Origin of the sequence: Bifidobacterium sp. ESL0800 (assembly GCF_029395355.1) — a bacterium.
Classification (GTDB): Bacteria; Actinomycetota; Actinomycetes; order Actinomycetales; family Bifidobacteriaceae; genus Bifidobacterium.
Genome location: NZ_CP113913.1, coordinates 708,774 through 733,990 on the forward strand (window position 1 = coordinate 708,774; position 25,217 = coordinate 733,990).

The window sequence follows — 25,217 nt, forward strand, 5'->3', positions numbered from 1 at the left end:
TGTCGGAGCCAAGCCCTGATGTGTCTTTATAGAGGTTTCCGGACGTTTGGTTGACATGGGGACCCTCTGCTTGTTTCTCCCCTACTTCGCCAATGGCGGCGTGGTGGTGCCGGCGAGTGGCTTTTCACCGGGGCGGGCGAGCGGGCCGACCAGCTCGTGGGCGTTGTATGGCTCCTCGAGGTAGGCGATGTCGCGCTCGCTCAATTTGACGTCGAGGGCGGCGACGGCCTGGTCGACGCGTTCGGGGGAGTTGCAGCCGACGATTGGTGCCGCCGGGCCGTGAACCCACTGCCAGGCCAGAGCGATCTGGGCCATGCTCACGCCGTGACGGTCCGCGAGCTCGGCGACACGGTCGATGATCGGCTGGTCGGCCGCGCGATCGTGGTCGTATTTGCTGTGTTCGACTCTGTCGGTTCTGCCGCGCAAGGAATCCGAGTCCCAGGTCTTGCGCGCGAGGTGGCCGGAGGCCAGCGGGCTGTAAGCGGTCGGGATGGCTCCGTATTGCCGGGCGACGGGGATGAGCTCGCGCTCGTCTTCGCGGTAGATGAGGTTGTAATGGCATTGCACCGTGGAAAGTTTCGTCCAACCATTGCGCTCGGCCGCGGCTTCAAGGTTGTGGAACTGGTAGCCATACATCTCGCTGGCGCCGAGCGCGCGCACCTTGCCTTCGCGTACGAGGCCGTCGAGCGCCTCCATGGTTTCCTCGATGGGCGTGCCGTAGTCGAAGCGGTGCAGGATGTAGAGATCGAGATAGTCGGTGCCAAGGCGTTTCAGGCTGCCTTCGACCTCGCGTTTGATCGCTGCGGCGGAGGAGTGCCCTTCGTTGAAATACACCTTGCTGGCCAGAACGACTTTCTCGCGAGGCACGTTGAGATTCCGAAGCGCCTGGCCGATATATTCCTCGCTGGTGCCGCGCGCGTAGCAGTTGGCCGTGTCGATGGCGTTGACGCCGAGCTCGAGGGCGCGGGCGATGACCGCCTGCGTTTGCTCTTGGTCGAGCGTCCAGACGTGCTGGGCCGGATCGGGTTCGCCGAAGGACATGCCTCCGATGAACATCGGGGAGATTTTTATTCCTGAAGTTCCTAGATCGATGTATTCCATAACGTTCTTCTTTACTATATTGTTGATATTCAATGTCGCTTTGGTCAAAGTCGTCGAGCTTGGCTTATTTCGCCGATTTCCAGTGGCTGAGCGTCTTGACCTTTTGCTCGGCCACTGCTCCGAGCCTTGAGGCTTCCGCCTCGTCGCCGGCCGCGACGGCCTGCCAGTAGTTGATTTTCAGCGTGACGTATTCCTCGCGGGCCTTCAGGAATCTGCGTTCCTCGGTAAGCCGACGTTTCTGGTCGCGCAGCAGCTCGATTTCGGTCGACGCACCTTCCTGCCCGCGCTTTCGGTTGGCCATGTACTCCTTCATCTTCGCCAGCGGCATGCCGGTCGCCGACAGGCAGGAGATGATGAGCAGCGCCTGCAGATCGTCGTCGCTGTAGGCGCGATGGCCGGTGTCGGGGTCGCGTGCAATGGGGCTGATGATGCCGACGTCCTCGTAGTAGCGCAGCGTGCTTTCGGGCAGGCCGCAATAGAGCGCCGCCTCGCCGATGGAATGCCAAATCTGATTCATGACTCTCATCGTATTGACTTCGAGCGCTTGAAGTCAATACAGTAAGGATTTGCGTTGTATGCATGACAATAATCAACAGAAGAGGATTTGAAAATGGCAATCAAGCAGTCGGCGGGGCACGACCGGTTGGGCGATTTCGCCCCGCAATTCGCGCATTTCAACGATGATATGCTTTTCGGCGAGGTGTGGGCCGACGAGCAGAGCCTTTCGGCACACGACCGTTCGATGATCACCATCGCGGCGATCATCGCGATGGGTGCGACCGAGCAGCTCGATGCGCATCTGAACATGGGCAAGGCCAACGGCATCACCGCCGACGAGATCGCCGCCGAAATCACGCATCTCGCCTTCTACGTCGGCTGGCCCAAGGCCTGGTCCGCCTTCAACCGCGCCAAGCAGGTGTGGCGGCAAGGCTGAGCTAAAAATATTGTGGCCTCGGCAGGCACTGTGCCGGCAGAAGCCGAAAGCTGCGGTACTCCGTAATACAATGCTTCGTTGACTCTTCATGCCGCCGTGGGTCAGGAACGCCGAGGCCCGACGCAGCACGGAAAGCTGACCCACCGATTCATAGGTATGGATATTGCCCGGAACCTCGCCCAACTTCCCGCGCTCGAAATGATGGCCGACGGAGAGGATGACCGTGACATCCTTGCCGCCGAACGCACCGACCGCTGCACGGTAGAACGGCAGGAACGTATTGAAATCGTTCTGGATTGTGCTGAAAACGCACATTTTTACTGTTCGTTTACGTTCGAGCGGTCTGCCGTCCAGCAAGCTTTCAGAAAAGATAGTAGAGTTAACAACTATGCTTATCGGTTCTGGCCCCGAGCTTTGCCGATGAAGAGAAAAGGAAACTCGACTACGAAAGAGGTGCGGTTTGCAGGACGCTTTCGACGCTTCGGCGCAAAAGATGCGTGAAGCACATATGAGCGATGTGGCCGTTGCACAATTCAAAAGGCTCTACGAGGAATGGCAGCACAATGATGCCAGCAGCTGGATTCGCGAGAACGATGTGGAGCCCTTGCAGGATGTGCCGAGCTTCCATGATGTGTACAAGACCATCGACCACGATCAGGCGGTCCATGCGTTCGCCAAGACCGCGTTCCTTAAGCTCAACGGCGGTCTCGGCACCTCAATGGGGCTCGACAAGGCGAAATCATTGCTTCCTGTCCGCCGTCACAAGGCTCGGCCGATGCGTTTCATCGACATCATTCTGGGTCAGGTCGTTACGGCTCGCGAGCGCCTCAACGTGCCGCTTCCTTTGACCATGATGAATTCGTTCCGTACCTCCAAGGACACCATCGAGGCGCTTACACAAAGCAAGAACTTCCATCAGGAAGACGTTCCTCTGGAGATCGTGCAGCATCAGGAACCCAAAATCGACCTCGGAACCGGCAAACCCGTCGAATTTCCGGATAATCCGGAATTGGAATGGTGCCCACCCGGCCACGGCGATCTGTTCTCCACCATCTGGGAATCCGGTCTTCTGGACATCCTGGCCGAAAAAGGCTTTGAATATCTGTTCATATCCAATTCCGATAATCTGGGCGCACGTCCTTCACGTACGCTGGCCCAGTATTTCGAGAACACCGGGGCGCCCTTTATGGTCGAGGTGGCCAACCGCACTTATGCGGATCGCAAGGGCGGACACTTCGTGCGTGACAAGAAGACAGGACGTCTTGTTTTGCGCGAAATGACCCAGGTCAATCCCGACGATAAGGAGGCCGCACAAGACATCGAACGTCACCCTTATTTCAACACGAACAGCATCTGGGTGCGCATCGACGCGCTGAAGGCCATGCTGGAACAATACGACGGGGTATTGCCTCTGCCGATTATCCGCAATTACAAGACCGTGGACCCCACCGATCCGGCTACCGTAAAAGTGGTGCAGCTGGAAACCGCCATGGGTGCGGCCATCGGGCTTTTCGACGGCGCGATCTGCGTGCAGGTCGATCGCATGCGCTTCCTGCCGGTCAAAACCACCGACGATTTGTTCATCATGCGTTCTGACCGGTTCCATCTGACCGATTCCTACGAAATGGAGGACGGCAATTACCTCTTCCCGTCGGTGAAGCTGGACCCGAGATATTACCGCAATATCGAGGATTTCAACGACCGTTTCCCGTACGCGATACCATCGCTGGCGGCCGCCAATTCCGTGACCATCGACGGCGACTGGACCTTTGGCCACGATATCGTCTTTTACGGCGATGCCGTTCTGAAGGATCAGGGCAAACCCAGCTATGTGCCTAACGGGGAATTTGTGGGACCGCAGGGAATCGAACCGGACGAATGGCTTTGGTGATCGGTGGCTTTAATCGAACATCGCAACGTTGGAATTATGGCGTTGCCATTTTCCGGTCATTGATTATCGAAGTTTGATGTAATTAAGTTGAAAATACAATAAATGGTGTCCATGAACCGGTTGAATGGCCGTGAAATGCGCATAATAAGCGTAAAAACGTGATAAAAAGAATTAAATTTGCGAAATTACGCGATTTACCGGAAAAAGCATCTAATATAGATAAGGGCGTGCGTCACAAGTCGCACACTTGTACTTGAACATTAACGATACGTGAGGACTAATGGCAGAAGGAAGCAACGGAAGGCGACGTTTTTCCGACAAGTGGGGCAAGCACGAACTGGATGTGCTCGCCGTTCTATCATCTGCGTTCCCACAATGGTTGACTTCAAGGCAGATAGCACAACGCGTCAAGGCCTATGCCGATTCGTATGGAGAGCTGGCCGATCAGGCTGCGAAGGCCGCGTTCGCCAAGCAATTCCAGCGCGATCGTGCCAAGTTGGCGGCCATGGGCATCGCCATCGAGTCCCGCCAACCCGAATACTCATCGAAATCCGAAGGGCAGGATTTCGCATCCTATCGTCTGCAATTGGGCGATGAGCCAAGGGTACGTCTGCGTTTCAAGCAGGAAGATCTGCCAGTGCTTGCCGCCGCGAACTATCTGGCGCGTTCGATGTCGATTTCTTCGTCGTCGGCGAAACACGAGGAGCAACAGCACACTTCACGTACCGCACCGCGTGTGCCGCAGACCCCGACTCCGGGACTCGGGCTTGACTCGATCGCCCCAGGGCTTGGCACGCAGCCGATTCCAGACAATCTGATGAAGGTCGTCGATCAACGGCGTTTCGCCGCGACCATCGATGTGGACGGCGGGCATATGAACGTCGCCTACACGGATTCCGACGATCTGGCCATGTTCATGCTTGAGCACCCGGGCTCTTCGGTCGTTTCCCCTCAGGAAGCGGTGGATGCCTGGAACCGCAGGCTCAATGCCGCGGTCAATTTCACGTTGGCCGACGAAAGCCAGGGCGAGATGGGAGAGACCATCGTCACTCCGTCCATCAGCAAGACCACGGCGAACAGTGATGTCGACCCTGAAAACGGAAAATCGCACTCGAAGCGCAATTCCTCCTTCCAGACCGGCAGCGAGGTGGATCGCCGGCTGCGCCTGATGCTGTTCCTCTCTGCGCATTTGGGTGAGGAATATTCCCTGGAGGAGCTTGCGGCACGTTTCATCGGAGAGCCGAAAACAGAGGACGAGAAGAAAAAGGGTGTTGCCGTCATCCGCAAAGACATCAACACGCTTACCACTGTTTCCGATGACGGCGAGATGGCAGGCAGCCAGTTCTTCGATATCGATTGGTCGCTGCTGGACGCCGACGGCATCGTCTCGGCCACCAATTCGCTCGGCCTTGAGCGTCTGGCCGGTATTTCGCAACAGTATCTGAGCATGCTGACGGCCTCCGTCAGCTACCTCGCGCACTCCTCCTTGCTTCCCACTGCCCAGCGCGAACAGGCGGAATCGTTGTATGTCCGTCTTCGCCAGCATGTCAAGCCGGGGGAGACGCCCTGGCTTTCGCTGACCGGCTATGAAGTCGAGCCTCGCAGTTTCAGCGTGGTCAAGCGTGCGATTTCCACCGATTCGCTGTTGGATATGGAATACACCGACGGTACCGGCCGTACCCGCCGCAAGCTCGTCGCGCCCTCCAAGATCTTCGTGGATGAAGGCGTCTATTATGTCGCCGTTTGGACCGACGTGGCCAAGGCCGCGCCCAAAGACGAGAAGAAGTTCGTCTCCAAAGACACGACCATCAACAAGGCCACCGGCCAGCCACGTATTTGGCAGGTATTGCGCCTTTCTCGCATCGAGAAGGCGGACCTTGTCGAGCCGACAAGCCAACTTGATATTCCCGACGTCCCAGTCGCCGAACTGCGCAAGTGGAGCTTCGACAACGGCACCTCGACCGTGTTCATCACCGATAAACCGGATCTGCCGTTCATCAAAACACTGCCCGGAGCCACTGTCGAACCGTGCGGCGAAGGGGAGAAAGTCCATCTCACAGTTTCCTCGGATTCGTGGTTCGTCGCTTTCGCCATCGCGCACGCCCGCCATATCATCGCCGTCGCGCCGGAGCCGCTGTTGACGATGATCGTCGCCCGGGCCCATCGTGAATTGACTCTTGAAAACAACATCCAGCAGGATAAGTAGGCTTGCGCGACAATCCGGAACCTTGATTTGCTAAGATAGACCTATAAACCGTAACGAGCCGAACCGGAAAGGGGAATCACATGCCTTGGTGGGGTTGGATTATCGTCGCCGTAGTCATGCTTGCGGCCCTTGCCGTCGGCTTGGTCTATGCCGGTATTCACGCTGTTCGTGCGGCCCATAGCGTTGCCGGTACCGGCAAGGAAATTCAGAACTATCTCAATGCGATGCAGCAAACGGAACCGGGAAACGCAGCCAGGGAAAAGCCGTTGTTCACGCAACCTCTTTCCACAGCCGCACACCGCTACAGCCTCGCCCAGACCGAAGTCGAACGCAGGCGGATCACCAGACATAATCGTCATGCCGAGCGTTGGAGCGTATGGAAGCATAACCGCGTTCCGTTCACCGCTAATCCGACGCCGGTAAGCAATCAGACGATTCCACAGTCGACAGACCAGACTTTCAGCGCAATCGTGGAGAATGCCGGGGCAACTGCGAGCGAGGGGCTTCCGATAGATACCGGTCAAAAAATCTCGAGGTCCAATTAAATGACGCTTTTGCTACCCTTTGTGTGTTCCTCTTCGACAGGCAAAAGCATATCCGTCTTCAATGAATCGACAGTTTCATTCTTATGAGTCATTCACACCATTATCGCCACAAAAAACGCCTCGATCCGGATCACGAGGATTTCACTTCACCGGTTGATACGGCTTCATCCGAGGAAGTGCCGATGTCGCCATCGCAACGTTATGCCGCGTTCAAAAAACACAGTGCTTATGAACGCTCGGAGGCCGCACGATTCGCCAGAAGTCTTCCGTTCGAGCTCGACCCTTTCCAGATCGAAGCCGATGAGGCGCTCGAGGCCGGCAAAAATGTCCTGGTTGCGGCACCGACGGGCGCAGGCAAGACGATTGTCGCGGATTTCGCCATGCACCTGGCACAGCAAAAGAACGTCAAAGCGTTCTATACCACGCCCATCAAGGCACTGAGCAACCAGAAATACCACGACCTGGTGGATGTATATGGTGCCAAGAACGTAGGCCTGCTGACCGGCGATACGTCCATCAATTCTGAAGCCAACATCGTAGTGATGACCACCGAGGTGCTGCGCAACATGCTCTATGAGAATTCGGAGACCCTGCGGGCATTGCGCTATGTCATCCTTGACGAAGTTCATTATCTCGCCGATAAATTCCGCGGACCGGTGTGGGAAGAGGTCATCATCCATCTTCCCGAGTCCGTCAAAATCGTCGGGCTTTCCGCCACCGTCTCCAATGTCGAGGACTTCTGCGCATGGATCGAATCCGTGCGTGGGGCCACGCAGCTTGTGGTCTCCGAGAAACGACCCGTACCGCTTGAACAGCACGTCATGGTGCAGAGCGACGACCAGCACGAACCGGAACTCATCGACCTTTACCGTCATAGCAAAAACGGTGTGCAGACCGACAAGCTGAACGCGAAACTCGTCGACCGCATCGACCAGCTCGACAGAAAAGCCGTCTCGAGGGCTCACGAAGAACGGCGTGGCGGCAGAAACAGACACCGCGGGGGAGCAGAGAAGCGCCGTCGCCCCGGTCAGGTCCGCCGCTATATTCCGCGCCGATGGGCCGTGGTCGATGAACTGAACTTCATGGGTCTCCTACCGGGCATTTACTTCATCTTCTCCCGCAACGGCTGCGACGAAGCCGTCGAGCAATGCCTTCGTGCGGGGCTGGAACTGACCACCAAAGACGAAGTGATGCGTATCCGCGCCATCGTCGACGAGATGGTGGAAGGCGAACTCGACCATTCAGATCTCAAAGCCCTCGGATTCGCCCGTTTCCGCTACGCTCTAGAAGAGGGCTTCGCACCTCACCATGCCGGTATGGTGGCCCTTTTCCGGCAGATCGTCGAACGGCTTTTCGAAGAAGGGCTGGTCAAGATGGTCTTCGCCACCGAAACGCTGGCTCTGGGCATCAACATGCCGGCCCGTTGCGTGGTCATCGAAAAACTCGAGAAATTCAACGGAGTGGACCACGTGACGTTGACGCCGGGCGAATATACCCAGCTTACGGGTCGCGCGGGCAGGCGAGGCATCGACACCATCGGCCACGCGGTCATTGTCGATCATCGGGACTTCGTACCGGCTACCGCCGCCTCGCTTTCCAGCAAACGCGTCTACCCGCTGCATTCGAGCTTCAAACCGACGTTTAACATGGCGGTCAACCTGCTCAATTCCAGCAGTTACGAGACCGCTCGAGATACGCTCGATCACTCGTTCGCGCAATGGGAGGCCAACGAATCCGCCGAAGATCTGGAATCACGTATCCAGACCCTGAGCAAGGCCGTCGAGGGCTATGAGAAGGCATTTACCTGCTCGCACGGCGACTTCAAGGATTTCATGACCATCCGTCAGAAACTTTCCTACCTGCAGAAGGACGAACGCCGGCACCTCAAACGTCGAAGGTTTGCCAGCGACAAGGCCCGCAGTGAGGCGTTCCGTGCCCTCGACAGACGTATCGACGAACTGAAAACCGAGGAAAGCGAACACCCCTGCAAGTCCTGCCCTGACTTCCAGAACCATCTGAAATGGGGGCATCGCTGGCTGCGTGAATCCAAGGAACTGCGGCACGCGCGCGGACGCTACGAATCGCGCACCGGCTCTGTGGCACGTCAGTTCGACCAGATATGCAACGTGCTCTCCTCGCTGGGCTATCTCAAGGAAACCCGCATAAAGCACGGTGTGGCAGGGTTGCAGGAAGATGGTACCCACCAGTCGTTTTCAGAAAACACTGACGGCGTGTCGGATTTGTCGACTTCTAATCGCGACATTGCAGTATTGTCCCAAAATGCCGAATCTCGGCCTCCTCAAATCGTACGCGATTATCAGCTGACCATCCGAGGCCAGTTGCTTCGCCATCTGTACAGCGAATACGATCTGGTGCTTTCCGAAGCCATCAACGACGGTTTCCTCGACGATCTCGAGCCAGCGGAACTTGCCGCGACCCTGTCTGCGCTGGTCTATCAGGCACGCAGGGGAGGCGACAACGAGCCGCGGCGGTATCCCGGCGGCCCTGGTGGCGCTGTGGCGACCAGCTGTCGGCGGTTGAGGGATGTCTTCGCCGATGTCGAGATGATGCGCGAAGACGCCGATCTGGACGAGCTGGAACCGCTTGATTTCGGTCTCGTCGACGTCATGTATGACTGGGCCAGGGGAGAGGACCTCGCTCAGATTCTGCACGGCACCGAACTGACCGGCGGCGATTTCGTGCGCAACGCCAAGCGTCTTTCCGACGTCCTTCAGCAGATTTCGAGCGCGAACGCCTACTACGAGGCGGAAAATCCGCATCTGGAGGAGAACGCGAGAAAGGCCAACAAGCTCGTCAACCGCGGTATCGTCGCGTACTCAGGAGTCGACTGAGCGGTTAACGAAACGGACGAGGGAATAATCGTCTCGTCCGAACTGTTCTGTACTTTAGAAATAGACTAAACACCAAGGAGAATGTATGGCGGAACGCAGCTTGCGCGGTATGAGTATCGGAGCGAAATCACTCGAATCCGATGAAAATGTTGATTTTGCGGCAAGAACTGATGTTGCGTATGTATGTCCGAAAGGTCATCGTACGATTCTGCCGTTCGCTGAAGGAGCCGACGTTCCTGCCGAATGGGAATGCCGTTGCGGCGAAGTCGCCAAACGTGAAGACGCCGATCCGGATGAGGTTGACGAGATCAAGAAGCCGACTAGAACCCACTGGGACATGCTCATGGAACGGCGCACGGAAGACGAATTGAAGGAATTGCTCGATAAGCGGCTCAAGATGCATCGTGAAGGTTGGTTCCCGGATTACGAGTGATCGTTCGTCTGGGATTGAATCACGTACGGAAATAAATATCAATTGAACGGTGGCTGGCTTTACAAGAAAGACGGCCACCTTTTTGTTTTCAGTTTTATTGCGAATCCTGGATTTGCTTTTAGAAACCTGTTGGTTGTCTCAACCGATGCAGCGGCGAGCTGGTTGATAACGCAGTAACTGGCTATGAGCTGTTTTCTTGTGATGCCTTAGTAGCCGGATAAACGGATAAGCCAACCGGGTCTAGGTGTTAATGATTATCCGATAATGTACGTTATGTCAGATTTCAAAGAAATCTGACATAACGTCTCGCAGTTATGTTGCAAGCAAGCTTGCTTACATAACTGCTCGCGGTCTCCACGTTATATACCAAGCTTCGCTTGCTTACATAACGCGGTGTACTTCTACTATCATTGGATTTTTGATTTTGAAGAAATCTGATGCAACGTCTCGCAGTTATATACCAAGCAGAGCTTGCTAACATAACGCAGCACGTCCCCCTACCGTATTTTGCTTTTCTTTCAGGAGTCTGACATAAAATCGCCGTGTGATTATGCAAGTTATTGTATGCATATCACACGGCGAATGTTTTGTTGCCGGATACGTCTCAATAGTGTTTTGTCATTGAGACGTATCCTATGAAATCCCGTTGTTTATTTCAGCAGGTTTTGGATCGTTTCGTATTGCTGCTGGGTTAGCTGGACGGCAGGCTCTCGGATGCCGGTGCTGATCGGCAGTCCCTTGGCCTTGACGCCGCCCTTGATCGCGGAGACGAACAGATCGGCGACGTCGTAGATCGCCATAAGCTTGTTGATCTTCTTCGCGCAGGCGAGCATGGTGGGATAATCCTCATCGTGATAGGCCTTGTTCATCTTGACGAACAGCTCGGGTTCCACGTTGGTCAGGCCGCAGATGACGCCGTTGCCGCCGGCCACGCGATTCGGCGTGTAATACTCGTCGAATCCTGAGAAAACACTGAATTCCGGGTTCACCTTCCGCACGGCCGCGATCATCTTGCGGGTATGGCTGATGGTGTCGACCGTATCCTTGATACCGACGATATTGGGGTGCTTCGCCGCCAGTTCGGCGACCAGTTCCGGAGAAAGATCGGTGCCGGTCCGCGGCGGGAAGTTGTAAAGGATCACGGGGATGGACGACGATTCGCACACAAGGTCGAAATACCGCTCGGCCGCGGCATTCGAGGGTCCGAAATAATACGGGGACACAGCGACGACGGCATCGGCGCCGGCCTTCGAGGCATAGGCGCTGAACTCCTTGACTTCATCGGGGTTTGTGCCGCCTACTCCGATCAGCACGTTCGCGCGGCCTGCGACGCGTTTGATGGCGAAGTCGGCTGCCTCTTCCTTGACGCTCAGCGGGAATGCATAGAACTCCCCTATGCTTCCGAAAATCAGGATACCGTCGATGCCCGCTTCGGCCAAGTGGTCGAGGTGTCTCCCCCACATCTCATAGTCGATGCTTCCGTCGTCCTTGGTTATCGTGATTGACGGGCAGTACACGCCGTCGAAAACCTTGCTCATATTTATCTGACTCCTTTTTCTTGATGCCGTACAAACACGCACAAACAGGTGTCTAGCACAAGGATACATACGTCTGCTGCGATGACGCGCAACCGACGCCGCATTCCCATGCAGACACCTGTTCGCCGATCCCATTACTACTCAATGGTAATGTTTTCTGTTATAATTCGATTCCGTAGGCTTTCCGGGCGTTGTTCATGAAGAAGTCCTCGTCCTCGCCGAAGATCTTGAGCATGAGCTCAAAATGCTTGGCGAACGACGAATGCTCGTTGACGACCGGCCAATTGGAGCTGAACAGCACCTTGCGCGGTCCGAACACGTCGCGGACGTACTTCACGATATCCGGGTCGACGGGATTGTCTCCCGAAACCTTGATATAGCTGTGAGGCAGCCGAGCCATGGCCTTGAGCGCCTCACGCGAATCGGAATCGAGGGACGTGACGTTGCCCAGATGATCCATGATCACCGTGACCTCGGGAACCTGGCCGAACGCCTTGGCCATATCCCCCAGCTCGCCACCTCGGCAGCACAGTTCGAACGGCATGCCGTGGGCGGCCAAAGCCTTGAGTCCGCCGATGAAGTCGGGTTCGAGGCAACGGCCACGAGGTTCGCTGTCGATGTGCAGCGGCTCACGGATGCCCGTGGCGTTGAGCGGCACGCGCATCGTAGGAGAAAGGCTGGCACGCAACATCCTGGCGAGGATGCGCGGGTCGCCGTTGTCGTAGACGAGCCTGTCTTCCTGCTCATGGTCCACGCAATCGACCTCCACATACACGCCGCCCAGGAAGTCGACGCCGACATGTTCATATTCGGCCTTGAGATCCTCGAAGGTGTATTTGCGGTTGATCTTCATGCCATCGAGCCACGGCAGATTCTGCACCGCAGGATCCCACATGTGAAAATGCGAGTCGATGACCTTGAGCTTCGCTTCCGTCATTTCAGGCCTCCTTCTTCAAACCGATCTTGGATCCCCAGATGGCGTACCAAGCCACATAGAGGAAGCCGGGAACCATGACCAGCACCGCAACCTCGATGCTGACCGCGTCCTGGATGGCGCCCAGCAGCAGCGGGATCAAAGCAGCTCCGACAATGCTCATCGTCAGGGCCGAAGAACCGGTCTTGGCGGCATTGCCGTGCATGCCCTTGATGGTCAGCGAGAAGATGGTCGGATAGCCAATCGAGATGAACAGATAGGCCACCATGAAGCAGATCACCGAGAACTTGCCGAGACCGAGGAACGCGACGACCATCAGTACGGCGCTGATCGTCATGTAGATGCCCAAGATCTTGCCTGCGTCGAAACGTGCCATCAGCGGCGTGGTCAGGAAGCGGCCGGCGGTGAAGAACACGGAAAGCAGTGCCAGCATCGAAGCGGCGAGGCCTGCGCTGATACCGGCTCCCCAGTGCTTCAAGGCGTAGGCCGAGAAAATGGCCATGCCCGCTACCTGCAGACCGATGAAGATGAACTCAGCCAGCACGCCGAGCACGAAGTAAGGCCGATGGATCAGCGTGGAGAAGCCGGACGAATTGTCGGCTTCCTCGTCCTCGTCCCCAGGAGGGGTCGGGAGCTTGAAGAACACGAACACCAGCAGCACCAGAATCAGGATGATGCCGATGACGATGTAGATCATACGGGTGTCGGAGAGGAACTTCATCTTGGCGACATCGAATCCGGGCTTGCCGGGATCGACCGTCTTGGAAAGAATCTGACCGAGGATAAGCGGACCGACCACGTTGCCGACACCGTTGAAGCTCTGGGCCAGGTTGAGTCTGAACGACTCTCCCTTTTCATCGCCCAGCTTGGTGATGTACGGGTTGCAGTTGGTTTCCAGCGACGAAGCGCCCAGAGCGATGACGAACATCGCGAAGAGGAACAGGCCGTAGCTGGCCGCGTTGGTCGCGGGGATGACCGTGAAGGCGCCGACCGCGAAAAGCACGAGGCCGGAAATCACGCCGCCCTTGTAACCGAAGCGCTTGGAGATCATACTGGCGGGAATGGCCATGATGAAGTAGGCGCCGTAGTAAGCCACCTGCAACAACGACTGCTTGGTGTGGCTCAACTGCATGTAATGGCCGAACGGGCTGTCCAAGGCGTTGACCAGATTCATGGTGAGCCCCCAGATGAAGAACAGGGAGGTGACCAGAATGATGGCTATCGTCGCCTTGGAGCCTTTGGTTTGAGGGCTCTTTGTCTGAACTGTATTGTTTTCGGACATGTCGGGTCTCCTCAGGCCAAGGCGCGATCGAGATGCACATAGCCGCCGTCGACGAAGCACCACTGGCCGGTGGTGTGCGAGGCGCGGTCGGAAAGCAGGAACGCAGCCGTGTTGCCGATTTCAGCGGGTGTGGTCATGCGGTGCTCGAGCGGGATATGGTCGGTGATGAGCTTCAGGCGGGCATCCTGGTGGGCCTTGTCGCCGAAGGTCTTGATCCAGTCGGCGTAGAGCGGGGTCCAGCATTCGGAGACGACGATGGCGTTGACACGCACATCATCACCGACGAGAGCCGCGGCCCACTCACGGGTGAGGCCCAGGATGCCACCCTTGGCGGCGGCGTAGGCGCTGGTCTTGCCCTGGCCGGTGACGGCGGTCTTGGAGGTGATGTTCACCACGGCGCCATGGCTTTCCTTAAGGTAAGCGCAGGCGGCATGGACCATCTCATAGTAATGGGTGAGGTTGCCGTGTATCGATTCCTCGAATTCGCGCCAGGATGTGGTTTCGAGCGCCTTGTTGTCGTTGACGCCGGCGTTGTTGACGATGCCGTCGATATGGCCATACTTCTTGTAGGTCTCGTCGACGATCGGGGCGATCTTGTCGGTGTCACGCAGATTGATGATATAGGTGTCGTAGTTCTTGGTGTACTGTTCCACGTCCTTGCAGAACGTCGGCTTCTCCTTCTCGTCCATATCGAGAACGACGACGGTGGCACCTTCCTGTGCGAGCTGCATAGTGATGCCCTTGCCGATGCCCTTGAAACCACCGGTGATCATAAAAACTTTGCCTTGAAGATGCAAATCCATAATAACTCCCTTGTTCTATTCCGAGTCGGGTTCGGATGCCGGCTCTGTTTTATTTTTCGATTGGCGTTTCCGAGGTTTCAGCACCGATGACGAAAACGCCAATCACAAATGTTCTCTTGAGCAACACTCAACTCAAGAATGCGAAATCAGCCGCGATACAGATACTTCTTCGCCGTTTCGACGGTCATTTCGGTTCCGTTGCCCGGAGCGGTCGGCGTGACATAATTGCCGTTCTCGATCTGGGTCGGATGGACGAAGTATTCGTGCTGATTGTCGACATATTCGATCATGCGGCCGTCCATCGTACCGGACACGGCGCAATAATCGAACATGGCGAAGTGGCAGACGGCCTCGCACAGGCCGACTCCCCCGGCGTGCGGGCAGACGATCTTGTTGAACTTCTTCGCCATCAGGTATTCGAGCACGATCTCCTGCGGGCCCGCCACACGGGTCGCGTCGATCTGCATGATGCCGAAGGCGTTGGCCTGCAGATACTGCTTGAACATGATGCGGTTCTGCATCTGCTCGCCGGTGGCCACCGGAATCGGGTTGATGGCACGGGCGATGGTGGCGTGGCCGATGACGTCGTCCGGGCTCGTGGGCTCTTCGACCCAGGCGAGCTTGAAGTCCTGGAACTTGTTGATCCATTCGATCGCCTGCGGAACATCCCAGACCTGATTGGCGTCGACCGCAAGCCGGACATCGGGTCCGATCGCCTCGCGGGCAAGTGCCAGACGGCGGATATCGTCGTCCACGTTGTGTCCGACCTTGAGCTTGATCTGCTTGAAGCCCTTTTCCTCGGTCTCCTCCTTGGCGATTTCGACCATCTTCTCATCGGCGTAGCCGAGCCAGCCGGCGGCCGTGGAATAGCCGGGATAACCGACCTCGAGCAGATGCTGGATGCGCTCCTGCTTGCCCTTTTCGCCGTCCTTGAGGATGTCGATGGCCTCTTGCGGCGTCAGGGCATCGGTGATGTAACGGAAATCGAGTGTGGAAACCAGCTCTTCCGGTTCCATCTCGGCCAGCAACCTCCACAGCGGCTTGCCGGCGCGCTTGGCCTTGATGTCCCACAAGGCGCTCAGCACGGCGCCGATGGCCATGTGCTCGACTCCCTTTTCCGGGCCCAACCAGCGCAGCTGGGAATCATGAACGAGCAGGTCCCAGGCCAAGCGCATATTGTCGAGCAGCTCTTCGGTGTTGCGGCCGACCAAAGTATGGGAAAGGGATTCGATGGCGCGGCAGACCACGTCATTGCCCCTGCCGATGGTGAACACGAATCCGGTGCCCTTGATGCCGTCGTCGGCGTCGGTGTGGACTTCTACATACGCCGAAGAATAATCAGGGTCGGGATTCATGGCATCCGAACCGGATAGGGTATTGGACGTAGGAAAGCGGAAATCAAATGTTTTAATGTTGGTGATACTACTCATGACCAGGCTTCCTCACCTTGGGTTTATCTGTTACATAAATCACAATAGGCAAAGATTTAGAAAATTGCAAGTTAAATTTAGAAATTTTCTAAAATACAATATGTTTGCTACACTTGATTCATTACCGATTAAAGAAATTCAGCAGCTTTACGACTGCAATCTGCTGAGGCATTGAAAAGAAGTGAATAAACATGAAAATCAATGAATTGGCGGAAATAGCAGGCGTGTCTCCATCTACTGTTTCCAAAGTCATCAACGGCAGAGAGGGAATTTCGGCCAAGACTCGGAAACACGTAGAAAAGATTCTGAAAGATAACGGCTATTTCAAGCCTTTGGCGAGTACGAAAGTTTCGCGAAGCATCGAACTGGTTCTGGACCATATTGAGTCCGATTGCACGCTTTCATTCATTCGTTCGGTCTCCTATTGGGTTCAGCAAGCGGATTATTCATTGAGCATCACTCAGCTCAACGCCGGGCTCGATATGGATCGCTGCTTCAGGGGCATCATCGACCGGAATCCGACAGGCGTCATCATCCATCAGATATCCAAGATTCCGGAAACACAGAAGAAACTGCTGGATTCCAGGAACATTCCCTATGTCGTCGTCAACCCCATCAAGCCGGTCGACGACGATGCCATGTGGATTTCCATTGATCGATGGACCGGCAGTTTTCAGGTTGTTCAATATCTCATCGAACAGGGGCATAAAAAGATCGGGCTGATCAACGGACCGGAGGATTCACAATCGGCGATTGCACTTGATGGTGGTTTTCTTGCCGCTGCTCACCATACGGATGTGGAATTCACCTCATCGCTGGAACAATATACGGATCTGACCCCCGGTGACGCGTATCGTGCGGCCTGCACATTGTTGGACCTGTCCGATCGGCCCACTGCCATATTCGTCAGCAACGAGCGTATGGCCATGAGCGTGTATCGTGCCGCCTACGAACGCGGGCTGAGCATCCCATCAGATCTTTCCGTCATCGGCTTTGAAGACGACTACCCAGCCGACGTCATGGGACCGCCATTGACCACCATCTACCAGTCATTCCACACCGAGGCCCGGAAAGCCGTGGAGATGATCATCGATGCACGACGCGACCGTGACGTAGACAAACACGTGATACTTCCCATGTTTCTCGTCAAAAGGGACAGCGTGCGAAAGCTTACGGATTAGCGTAGGAAGAATCGGAAAGATGGAAGTCTTGAATTATTGGCCGGTTGCTGTCTTCGAGGTCGAGTTCGTCGAGTTTTGGCCATGATGACGCTTTGAGAGCACTTCGTCGATGATGCTTCTCTGGGCTTGTTTGGCCTGCAGGTACATCAGCACCAGTTCGAAAGCGAAGAAGATGCCCAACACAACGGCTGATGGAATCCCCACAATGGCGTATATATGGCGGATATCGCTTCGGATCTGGGCATGCAACAGCTTGTAGACGCCGTATGGCGCGCAACACAGGAACATCGAGACGATTTGCATGATGACGACCGACCATTGCACTGTCTCGACTTTGCGATGGTCGTCTTTTTTGCGCAGTGCCCCGTTGACCAGGCAAATCGCACAAATCCCCAATGCCCACAGCAACGCGAAAACCCATAGAAACCCGGGAAGTATAGCGGCCATAGCTCTTCAACCTTTATATCGACGTATACTCATTACTATTCTACTGATTGAGTCAAGAAATCGTTACGGACACATAACAACGATGGATGAATCCGCAATTTGCCCAGACATGTTCGTTATCAATGCCGCTCGGCTCGTTCGAGACGTTGGGTTTCCAGTTTTTGACGCATGCGTTCGGCGGCGATGTCATCAACAGGCGACACGGGCAACGATGAAGCCGTCGAATCCGCCGGCGTGACATCCACATATTTTTCCTGCTCGAGTTGCTCTTCGACCTGATGCCACAACTTCCCCACCGAAACCGCGAAAACCGCTGTGCCCTGATCGATCAGTTTCAGCACTTCGTCGCCGTTTTCGCATTCCTTGACATCCTGGCCGTCGCAGATGATGGTCATATGCTCGAGTTGCGAGGTGCGATGCCGCGAAAGGAAACCTATCGCCGCGGTGACGTTCTGCAGGTTGACGCCGGTATCCAAAAGCTTCTTGGAAACGGCCAGGATCAGGACGTCCTTGAATGAATACAGCCTCCTTGAACCGGAGCCATGCGATTGGGTGATGGAAGGCACTACAATCTGTTTGCGGGCCCAATAATCAAGTTGACGATACGTGATGCCGGCCACTTTGGAAGCCACCGTTCCTCGATAGCCCCGTGTGGCCGTCTCATCGTTGGATTCGGAGAACAACTCCCCCTGTACCAACCCTGCAGAGGTGGTATGCCCCGTTTCGGGAAACCTGCCCGGAGAAGGAAAACGAGACGATACGCCCTGAATGGATGGCGCTGTATCGTTGGCGTCCATGGCAGTCTCCTTTCCTCTTCGCAATCACTGTTCAGCGCGCGGCCTTGCCTGCTTATTGGGCAACCACCGCGGACGGCGAGAAGAACACCAGGCGGAATTTGCCTATCATGATCTCATCGCCGTTGTGCAGTATCGCGCGATCGACACGTTGACGATTGACATAGGTGCCGTTCAGACTGCCGGCGTCGGCAACCTCGAATGTGTCACCGCTGCGACGGAAAACGGCATGAGCACGGGAAACCGTGGAATCGTCCAAAAGGATATCCGCATGTGGGTCGCGTCCGACGCTCACCTCGTCCTCATCGAGAAGATAACGGGAACCCGACACCGCTCCCCTGGTGGAAATCAGCAATGCCGAACCTGGGGACAGTTTGGTGATGGTGTCCAGGTCGTCTTGGGTCAGCGGACGGTCCCCCGCCGAGGTCACAGGAATATTGACAGCAGGCAGGCCGATGATGGTCGTTTCGCCCGCACTTGGAATCGGATTAGTCATGTTTTCATTCTACCGTTTTCGCGTACTGATATTGCCCGACATCGCGTGTCTCGCTGATATCTACACTTTCGCTCGGGGTCACGGTGACCTTGGCGCCGAATTTGACCTTGAACCTCGAGCCCACACCCCCGGCGATATTGACCGCGTTCTGCAGGTTCTGCGGATCCCCGATGGCTTTGAGCGTATATGGGGTCTTCAACGTCTGCCCGTCGCATTCAAGGCTTTTTTTGGTATCGGTGATATACGTCGAGGTCACCACGCGCACGTTGTCCAATGCCATCACCTCGACGCCGGCATTGCGAAGCTCCTCGAGCAGCTGGAACATCGTGGCGGCGTCGATGCGTTCCTTGCTTCCTTGTGAAATCGTAATGATGACGCCTTTGCCCTTGGCTGGCAGGCGCCCGGAAAGGATGCCGCTGGTGTCTTCGTTTTCACGCGCGATGCGCTGCGCTTCCTGTTGTTTGTTCGCGGCGGCCTTCAAGGAATTGAGCTGGCCGGTCAGCTCGGTTTTACGTTGCTGAAGGTTCTGCACCTGTGTGCTGGTCTCGCTGATGAGTCTGGTAAGCTCCTCTTCGCTCATCGTCTCGTAGCTGGAGGTCTTGTTGTTGAGCTGGATGGCGTAGCCGAAGCCGAGCAGGGCACACAAAAGCACGATCAGGAGGCTGGTCATCAGCCTGGTGACGAGTCCGCCTCCCATTTTTCGCGGCTTTTTACGAACCAGAGGAAAAGAGCCGGTATCTGTACGATCGTTTTCACGATCCTGCGCATGCTGGATATGCATGCTGCTGAGAATATTGCGTTTCCTTTTGTCTGCCATGTTCCATCAGCCCTTGAAGATGAAGCGACGGATGGCGGAGACATTGGAGAAGATTCGTATGCCGAGCACGACGATGACAGCGGTCTGCAACTGGGAGCCGACGCCGAGCTGGTTGCCGAGAAGAACGAGCAGTGTGGCTGTCAGGACATTGGAGATGAAGGATATGACGAACACTTTGTCGGAGAAGGATCGTTCGAAATACGCCCTTGCCGCCCCGAGCAACGCATCGAGGGCCGCCACCACCATGATCGGCAGGTACGGCTGGAGGACTATGGGGATGTCCGGCTTCACGAAGATGCCGATGATGACTCCGATGATCAGACCGAGCACTGCTGCCATCATTTGCTCCTTTTCGCGTGCACGACACTTGCGGTTTGCGCCGCCGCCAGCCTCAATGAGTAGGATCTTGACACCTGTGGGTTGATACCCGCGGCGTTAAGCGTGCGGTACAAGTCAGGTTGCGATTCGTTGTTCATTGCCTGCGACAGGTTTTTGTGGTTTCCTATCGCTTCTATCTTATAGGGACTGGCTACCTGATTCACCCCTATGAGAATTGTTTGTCCAGCGGTTCGCACCGAAGTGGAGACGCCAAGGCGGTAACCGTTGATGGAAATCGCTTCGGCTCCGGCTCTCCAGAGCAGATTGACGATATTCTGAAGATCCGAATCGGTGACCACCCGGATGTGATTGGTACTGTTTTCTCTTGGACCGTTGCCGTTGGCGGTTCTTGAAGCTACAGGGTCGGCGAGTGTAACAACGATGCCGGGACCTTTGACAGCCAGCGCTCCGTTTGCCATTTCATCCTGAGTAAGCGTCGAATCGGGGCCGGCATTCGGCATGGAATCGGAAAGCCTGGCGACTTTGGTATGCAGGTCGGTGACTTCTGTGGTTGCTTTGTCAAGGCTGGCATTCTGCGCTTCCAGTTCCGAAATAAGGCTTGCACGTACCTGTTTGCGGGGGTCGGTATTGAGCTGACGGACGAAAACGATGCCGAGAAAGCCCACGGCGATGCAGATGATGAAGACGATGATGCGGGTGGACCAGACAGAGAATTTCGAGCGTTGCTTTTGCTGTGTGAGCCGCGCATCGGAAAAAAGAGGGTCGAGTGGGCGATTCGTCAGATCGTCGATGAGTCGCAGACTGTCATCATCGACTTTGCGGCGTCGGCGTGAGGAAAGGGCAGTTGCCGCGTCAACGCTGACGGCATGCCATGAGCCGAGATTCTGAACGTCGCTCGAGAAGACCGCACGTCGTTTGATCGGTTGTTCGTCGACTTCCACACGAAAGGATGCGGGTGCTCGTTCCGGCTTGGTCATCATTGGTCCGTTTCGTGGCGAAGCAAGGTGACGCCTTGCCGGATGTAAATGTAACCGGCCATCCAATACAGGATGATGCCCCAGATCCCTGCGGCCAAGGCGGCCAGATGGAGGATTTGCGTGAAGGTATTGTTCCACAGATCCGCGAAAATCAGCGCGGTGATGGAAATCATCAATAATGCGGTTCCGGCTTTCCCGACGAAATGAACGGGTAAAGGTCCATAGTCGTGCTGTGCCAAGACGATGATCAATACCAACAATATGAGGTCACGCAGGCCTACCACGAAAAGCATCCACCATGGTATTATCCCTGCCCAGCCGAGTGCCAGAATGCTGCAGAAAATCAGCAGTCTATCGGCCACCGGGTCAAGAATCTGGCCTATTTTGCTGACCTGATTCCATTTCCGGGCGATGATGCCGTCCAGACCATCGCTTGCCGCGGAAATGGCAAGCACGACAAGCGCCGCGATCATTTTGTGCTGTGCAGTCAACCACGAAATGACGGGTATCGAGACGATGCGCAGAACACTGATGAGGTTCGGCACGGTGATATAGATATCACGCGCGTCCGGACTGTAACGGTTGTTGGAATTGATTGGAAGTTTCATGAGCCTGATTCAGATTCTTGAAGCCTGCAAAGCGGTGACAATGATGGCTCGCGCGCCGACATCGTATAGTTGATCCATCGTCTGGTTCACCTTCTCGCGTTCTACCATGGCCCGAACCGCACACCACTGCTGGTCACGTAGCGGTGAAATGGTCGGACTCTCCAGTCCCGGTGTAAGCGCCACGGCAGCCGCGACTTTGCTGACAGGTACGTCATAGTCCATCATCACATATCGTCGGGCGGTAAGCACACCTTCGAGACGACGCTTGAAGATCAACAGGCGTTTGTCGTTATCGGCGATACGGGGGGAACGGATGAGAATGGCTTCCGAATGCAGAATCGGATCGCCGAAGATGCGCAACCCGGCATTGTGCAGGGTGGTACCGGTGGACACCACATCGGCGATGAGATCGGCGACGCCGAGCTGGACCGACGATTCCACCGCCCCGTCAAGATGGGTGATATCGGCATGCAGGCCGTGGGACGCAAGATAATCGCCGACCAGCTTGTCGAACGAGCTGGCGATTCGCTTGCCGTCGACATCCTCGAGTTGTGTGATCGGTGAATCCTTCGGGGCCGCAAAACGGAACGTCGAAGCCCCAAAACCGAGCGGAAGGTCCTCGCTGGCTTCCGTTTCGGTGTTGCGCAGCATATCACGGCCGGTGATGCCGACATCGATCGCGCCTTGACCCACATAAATGGCGATATCCAGAGGACGGAGATAGAAAAGCTCGACCTGGTTGTCATGGTCTTCAACCACCAATTGGCGTGGTTGGGTACGCAGTTGATATCCGGCTTCTTTCAAGAGACTCCATGCGGGCTCAGAGAGCATGCCCTTGTTGGGGACGGCTATTCTCAGCATTTTCTTCTTCCTCCTTCGCTTTTTCGTTGTATCGTTGCGTTCCGATGCTCAGAGACGTCGATTCCTAAAGGTTCTTATACAGGTCTTCCAGGCTGATGCCATGCTTGATCATCATTACCTGGATGTGGTAGATGAGCTGGCTCATTTCCTCCGCGGTGCGGTCGGCGCCTTCGTATTCTGCGGCGATCCAGGTCTCCCCCGCCTCTTCATTGATCTTCTTGCCGATGAAATGCGTGCCTTTGTCAAGCTCGTCGACAGTTTTGGAACCGATTGGTCGAGTCTGCGCCTTTTCACTCAGCTCTTTGAACAGTGATTCGAATGTCTTCATCTTATCTCTCCGTTGTTTTCGCACTTCATCTGCAACAAGCGTAAGGATCAGGCCTGATATGCGGCCTGTGCCTTGGCACGAATATCGTCGATCGCCTTCGCACGGTCATCGGCCCCATAGACCGCGGAACCGGCGACGAGCACATCGGCACCTGCCTTGGCTACGATGTCGGCCGTCTTGGGGCTGACCCCACCGTCGACCTGGATGTGGGTTTTCAGGCCGCGACGGGTGATTTCGTCACGCAGGCGACGGACTTTTGCCATTTGGTTTTGCAGGAACTTCTGGCCACCGAATCCGGGTTCGACCGTCATGATCAGAATCATGTCGAATTCCTCGAGAATGTCAAAAATCGGTTCGACCGGTTCGGCGGGACGTACGGCGAAGCAGGCCTTGCAACCCATCTCGTGCAGCTGACGGGCCAGACGCACCGGAGCATGGACGGCCCCCATATGGAAGCTCACCGAAGCGGCGCCGAGCTTGGCGTATTCGGGAGCCCAGCGATCGGGATCCTCGATCATCAGGTGCACATCGACCGGCAGATCGGTCACCTCGCAGATACGTTTGACGATGGGCTCGCCGAGCGTGAGGTTCGGCACGAAATGATGGTCCATCACATCGACGTGGACCAGATCGGCGTGGTCTATGGCCTTGAGGTCGCGTTCGAGATTGCAGAAATCCGCTGAAAGAATGCTTGGTGCGATTTGAATGGTCATAACTGTATATCCTATGCTGTGCGAACGACTTGAAAACGGCTCGTAACAAAGCCTTTGGCAATCCTAATCACTTTTTTAGACATTGAATTTTCCGATGTCGCAAAGATGTCGGGATGCTGACGGTTCGATGTTTGGCTACTTCTTTTCCGCCGTCTCTTTTGATTGTTGGGCATCGGCTTCGGCACGTTGCTCGACCTCCGTCAAGGTGCGCAGACGCTCGGACAGGCTTATCGTGGTGCTGCCCAACCTCTGCACGACGATGAACGCCACCACGCCCAGCACGAAGACGACCATCGAAACCCAGACATTGACGCGAACACCCAGGATCTCGTGTGCGAAATCGATGCGCAGTGCCTCGATCCAGGTGCGTCCTGCGGTATACCACATCACGTAAACGGTGAACAGGCTTCCGGCTTTGAGAGTGTCCATGGCCTTATGGCCTATCCAGATGATCAGTGCCGCTCCGATGAGGTTCCAGATCATTTCGTAAAGGAATGTAGGCTGGAACAGGGTTCCGGTCGGGCAGGTCTCGCCGTCGTAGCACTGTTCGCCGTGACCTATCGCGGAGCCGGTCATATTGAGTTTCAGGCCCCACGGCAAGGTGGTGGGAGCGCCGTAAAGTTCCTGATTGAACCAGTTGCCCAATCTTCCTACCGCTTGAGCAACCAAGAGTCCCGGAGCGACCGCGTCTGCGAGCAGGGCCATCGGATAATGCTTATGTCTGCACCAGGCCCAAGCAGCCAGTGCGCCGAACAACACCCCGCCCCAAATGCCGAGGCCACCGTTCCAGATGCGCAGTATTTCCATCGGGTCGCCGTTGGGCCCGAAGAACCGTTCCGGAGTGGTCACCACATGGTACAGACGCGCGCCGATGATGCCGGCCGGTACCGCGCACAAAGCGATGTCGAGAATCTGATCGAAATTGCCGCCGAGTTTCTTCCACCGCTTTTCACAGATCCATACCGCCAGCACGATTCCGAGAAGGATGCACAACGCGTAGAAACGAATAGGGATAGGGCCGATCGACCAGTTGCCCAGCGTTATTCGCGGGATGACGATTTTCGAGATGGTCGGTGATGGAATATATGCCAAATGCCGACCTGCAAACAGATTCAATGTTAATCCTTGTGTCATGGCCCCTCAAAGCGTTGCTTACCGATATTGTCTCCGTCGGCCATCATACCCGTGGCCATAACCGCTGCTTTTCAGCGACAGATATCGTTGGCGGCGTCTTCGGGCTTACGCTCACCGACAACTACGGGAATCGGGCCGCCTTCATCGAAACAGGAGCGTGCGCCGGTGTGGCAGGCCGCCCCAACCTGGTCGACTTCGACGAGCAATGCGTCGCCGTCGCAATCGAGCGAAAGGCCTTTGACATATTGGACGTGCCCGGAGGTGTCGCCTTTGCGCCAATATTCCTTACGTGATCTCGACCAGAACGTGACCCGGCCGGTAGCCAAGGTGCGACGCAAAGCCTCGTCGTTCATGTAGCCGACCATCAGCACCTGCTTGGAGTCGTACTGCTGGATGACGGCGGCCACGAGTCCCTTGTCGTCGCGTTTCAGACGTGCCGCAATCCGCGGGTCCAGCGTTGTGCTGTTATCGTAAGTGATATCGTTCTTCTTCATGGTGTTCTTTCCCGATTTTCTCTACTTGGACAATAGGCAAGCCATCACTGGCTTTGCCGTAAACTGAAAAAAATAGGCA

General features: G+C 55.9%; 27 protein-coding genes. 8 read left to right on the plus strand and 19 right to left on the minus strand.

Annotated elements, in window-relative coordinates; all coding sequences use genetic code 11:
• Positions 1-81: 81 nt before the first annotated feature.
• Together OZX75_RS02945 and OZX75_RS02950 are read right to left on the minus strand one after the other, a co-directional pair.
• Entirely contained in the window at positions 82-1,101 is a 1,020-nt protein-coding gene (locus OZX75_RS02945; protein ID WP_277146751.1) for an aldo/keto reductase, read from the minus strand.
• Positions 1,102-1,165: 64 nt separating this feature from the next.
• On the minus strand, positions 1,166-1,618 hold the full coding sequence (locus tag OZX75_RS02950; RefSeq protein ID WP_277146752.1) for a MerR family transcriptional regulator: 453 nt from the start codon (positions 1,616-1,618) through the stop codon (positions 1,166-1,168).
• 93 nt (positions 1,619-1,711) lie between these two features.
• Here OZX75_RS02950 and OZX75_RS02955 point away from each other — a divergent pair, with 93 nt between their 5' ends.
• The 7 genes from OZX75_RS02955 (at position 1,712) to OZX75_RS02985 (ending at position 9,962) form a co-directional block, all read left to right on the plus strand.
• On the plus strand, positions 1,712-2,035 hold the full coding sequence (locus tag OZX75_RS02955) for a carboxymuconolactone decarboxylase family protein (protein WP_277146753.1): 324 nt from the start codon (positions 1,712-1,714) through the stop codon (positions 2,033-2,035).
• Between the two features lie 78 nt (positions 2,036-2,113).
• Positions 2,114-2,536, plus strand: a complete 423-nt coding sequence (locus OZX75_RS02960) for a hypothetical protein (protein WP_277146755.1) — start codon at positions 2,114-2,116, stop codon at positions 2,534-2,536.
• Positions 2,529-3,926, plus strand: coding sequence for a UTP--glucose-1-phosphate uridylyltransferase (locus OZX75_RS02965; protein ID WP_277146756.1), 1,398 nt, complete (start codon positions 2,529-2,531; stop codon positions 3,924-3,926). Before OZX75_RS02960 ends, OZX75_RS02965 begins: the two co-directional genes overlap by 8 nt.
• Positions 3,927-4,206: 280 nt before the next feature.
• Entirely contained in the window at positions 4,207-6,132 is a 1,926-nt protein-coding gene (locus OZX75_RS02970) for a helix-turn-helix transcriptional regulator (protein WP_277146757.1), read from the plus strand.
• Between the two features lie 80 nt (positions 6,133-6,212).
• Positions 6,213-6,677, plus strand: a complete 465-nt coding sequence (locus OZX75_RS02975; protein WP_277146758.1) for a hypothetical protein — start codon at positions 6,213-6,215, stop codon at positions 6,675-6,677.
• A 182-nt stretch (positions 6,678-6,859) separates the two neighbouring features.
• Positions 6,860-9,529 (plus strand): DEAD/DEAH box helicase, encoded by a 2,670-nt coding sequence (locus OZX75_RS02980; RefSeq protein WP_277147365.1) that lies wholly within the window; start codon positions 6,860-6,862, stop codon positions 9,527-9,529.
• 85 nt (positions 9,530-9,614) lie between these two features.
• Positions 9,615-9,962, plus strand: coding sequence for an RNA polymerase-binding protein RbpA (locus tag OZX75_RS02985; RefSeq protein WP_277146759.1), 348 nt, complete (start codon positions 9,615-9,617; stop codon positions 9,960-9,962).
• A 650-nt stretch (positions 9,963-10,612) separates the two neighbouring features.
• Here OZX75_RS02985 and OZX75_RS02990 read toward each other — a convergent pair.
• The 5 genes from OZX75_RS02990 to OZX75_RS03010 all read right to left on the minus strand — a co-directional run bounded on the left by OZX75_RS02990 (position 10,613) and on the right by OZX75_RS03010 (position 15,949).
• A complete protein-coding gene (locus OZX75_RS02990; protein ID WP_277146760.1) occupies positions 10,613-11,500 on the minus strand; it encodes a dihydrodipicolinate synthase family protein in 888 nt (295 codons plus the stop codon).
• Between the two features lie 160 nt (positions 11,501-11,660).
• Positions 11,661-12,437 carry an amidohydrolase family protein gene (locus OZX75_RS02995; RefSeq protein WP_277146761.1) on the minus strand — a complete coding sequence of 259 codons (777 nt, stop codon included), beginning with the start codon at positions 12,435-12,437 and terminating at the stop codon, positions 11,661-11,663.
• Position 12,438: 1 nt separating this feature from the next.
• A complete protein-coding gene (locus OZX75_RS03000) occupies positions 12,439-13,716 on the minus strand; it encodes an MFS transporter (RefSeq protein ID WP_277146762.1) in 1,278 nt (425 codons plus the stop codon).
• Positions 13,717-13,727: 11 nt separating this feature from the next.
• Positions 13,728-14,519, minus strand: coding sequence for an SDR family oxidoreductase (locus OZX75_RS03005; RefSeq protein ID WP_277146763.1), 792 nt, complete (start codon positions 14,517-14,519; stop codon positions 13,728-13,730).
• A gap of 146 nt (positions 14,520-14,665) precedes the next feature.
• Positions 14,666-15,949 carry an enolase C-terminal domain-like protein gene (locus OZX75_RS03010; protein ID WP_277146764.1) on the minus strand — a complete coding sequence of 428 codons (1,284 nt, stop codon included), beginning with the start codon at positions 15,947-15,949 and terminating at the stop codon, positions 14,666-14,668.
• 191 nt (positions 15,950-16,140) lie between these two features.
• Between OZX75_RS03010 and OZX75_RS03015 the strand changes: the two genes are divergently transcribed.
• Complete coding sequence (locus OZX75_RS03015) at positions 16,141-17,130, plus strand: LacI family DNA-binding transcriptional regulator (protein WP_277146765.1); 990 nt, start codon at positions 16,141-16,143, stop codon at positions 17,128-17,130.
• 33 nt (positions 17,131-17,163) lie between these two features.
• On the opposite strand, the gene OZX75_RS03020 is transcribed toward OZX75_RS03015, so the two are convergent.
• From OZX75_RS03020 to hisI, 12 genes are all read right to left on the minus strand, one after another.
• The gene (locus tag OZX75_RS03020; protein WP_277146766.1) at positions 17,164-17,577 is read right to left on the minus strand and encodes a hypothetical protein; all 414 of its coding nucleotides are present in this window, start codon (positions 17,575-17,577) and stop codon (positions 17,164-17,166) included.
• A gap of 119 nt (positions 17,578-17,696) precedes the next feature.
• On the minus strand, positions 17,697-18,374 hold the full coding sequence (locus OZX75_RS03025; protein WP_277146767.1) for a MerR family transcriptional regulator: 678 nt from the start codon (positions 18,372-18,374) through the stop codon (positions 17,697-17,699).
• A gap of 52 nt (positions 18,375-18,426) precedes the next feature.
• On the minus strand, positions 18,427-18,867 hold the full coding sequence (locus OZX75_RS03030; protein ID WP_277146768.1) for an FHA domain-containing protein: 441 nt from the start codon (positions 18,865-18,867) through the stop codon (positions 18,427-18,429).
• A gap of 4 nt (positions 18,868-18,871) precedes the next feature.
• A complete protein-coding gene (locus OZX75_RS03035; protein WP_277146769.1) occupies positions 18,872-19,684 on the minus strand; it encodes a DUF881 domain-containing protein in 813 nt (270 codons plus the stop codon).
• Positions 19,685-19,690: 6 nt separating this feature from the next.
• Positions 19,691-20,023: a small basic family protein gene (locus OZX75_RS03040; protein ID WP_277144945.1), complete on the minus strand. Its 333-nt coding sequence runs from the start codon at positions 20,021-20,023 to the stop codon at positions 19,691-19,693.
• Positions 20,023-21,000 (minus strand): DUF881 domain-containing protein, encoded by a 978-nt coding sequence (locus OZX75_RS03045; RefSeq protein WP_277147367.1) that lies wholly within the window; start codon positions 20,998-21,000, stop codon positions 20,023-20,025. Before OZX75_RS03045 ends, OZX75_RS03040 begins: the two co-directional genes overlap by 1 nt.
• Positions 21,000-21,608: a CDP-alcohol phosphatidyltransferase family protein gene (locus tag OZX75_RS03050; protein WP_277146770.1), complete on the minus strand. Its 609-nt coding sequence runs from the start codon at positions 21,606-21,608 to the stop codon at positions 21,000-21,002. The genes OZX75_RS03045 and OZX75_RS03050 overlap by 1 nt, the downstream gene beginning before the upstream one ends.
• A 9-nt stretch (positions 21,609-21,617) precedes the next feature.
• Positions 21,618-22,469 (minus strand): ATP phosphoribosyltransferase, encoded by an 852-nt coding sequence (gene hisG, locus OZX75_RS03055; RefSeq protein WP_277146771.1) that lies wholly within the window; start codon positions 22,467-22,469, stop codon positions 21,618-21,620.
• Between the two features lie 64 nt (positions 22,470-22,533).
• A complete protein-coding gene (locus OZX75_RS03060) occupies positions 22,534-22,797 on the minus strand; it encodes a phosphoribosyl-ATP diphosphatase (RefSeq protein ID WP_277146772.1) in 264 nt (87 codons plus the stop codon).
• Positions 22,798-22,844: 47 nt separating this feature from the next.
• Positions 22,845-23,510, minus strand: a complete 666-nt coding sequence (gene rpe, locus OZX75_RS03065) for a ribulose-phosphate 3-epimerase (RefSeq protein ID WP_277146773.1) — start codon at positions 23,508-23,510, stop codon at positions 22,845-22,847.
• 135 nt (positions 23,511-23,645) lie between these two features.
• Positions 23,646-24,602, minus strand: coding sequence for a prolipoprotein diacylglyceryl transferase (gene lgt / locus OZX75_RS03070; RefSeq protein WP_277146774.1), 957 nt, complete (start codon positions 24,600-24,602; stop codon positions 23,646-23,648).
• Between the two features lie 113 nt (positions 24,603-24,715).
• A complete protein-coding gene (gene hisI / locus OZX75_RS03075) occupies positions 24,716-25,138 on the minus strand; it encodes a phosphoribosyl-AMP cyclohydrolase (protein WP_277146775.1) in 423 nt (140 codons plus the stop codon).
• Between the last annotated feature and the right edge of the window lie 79 nt (positions 25,139-25,217).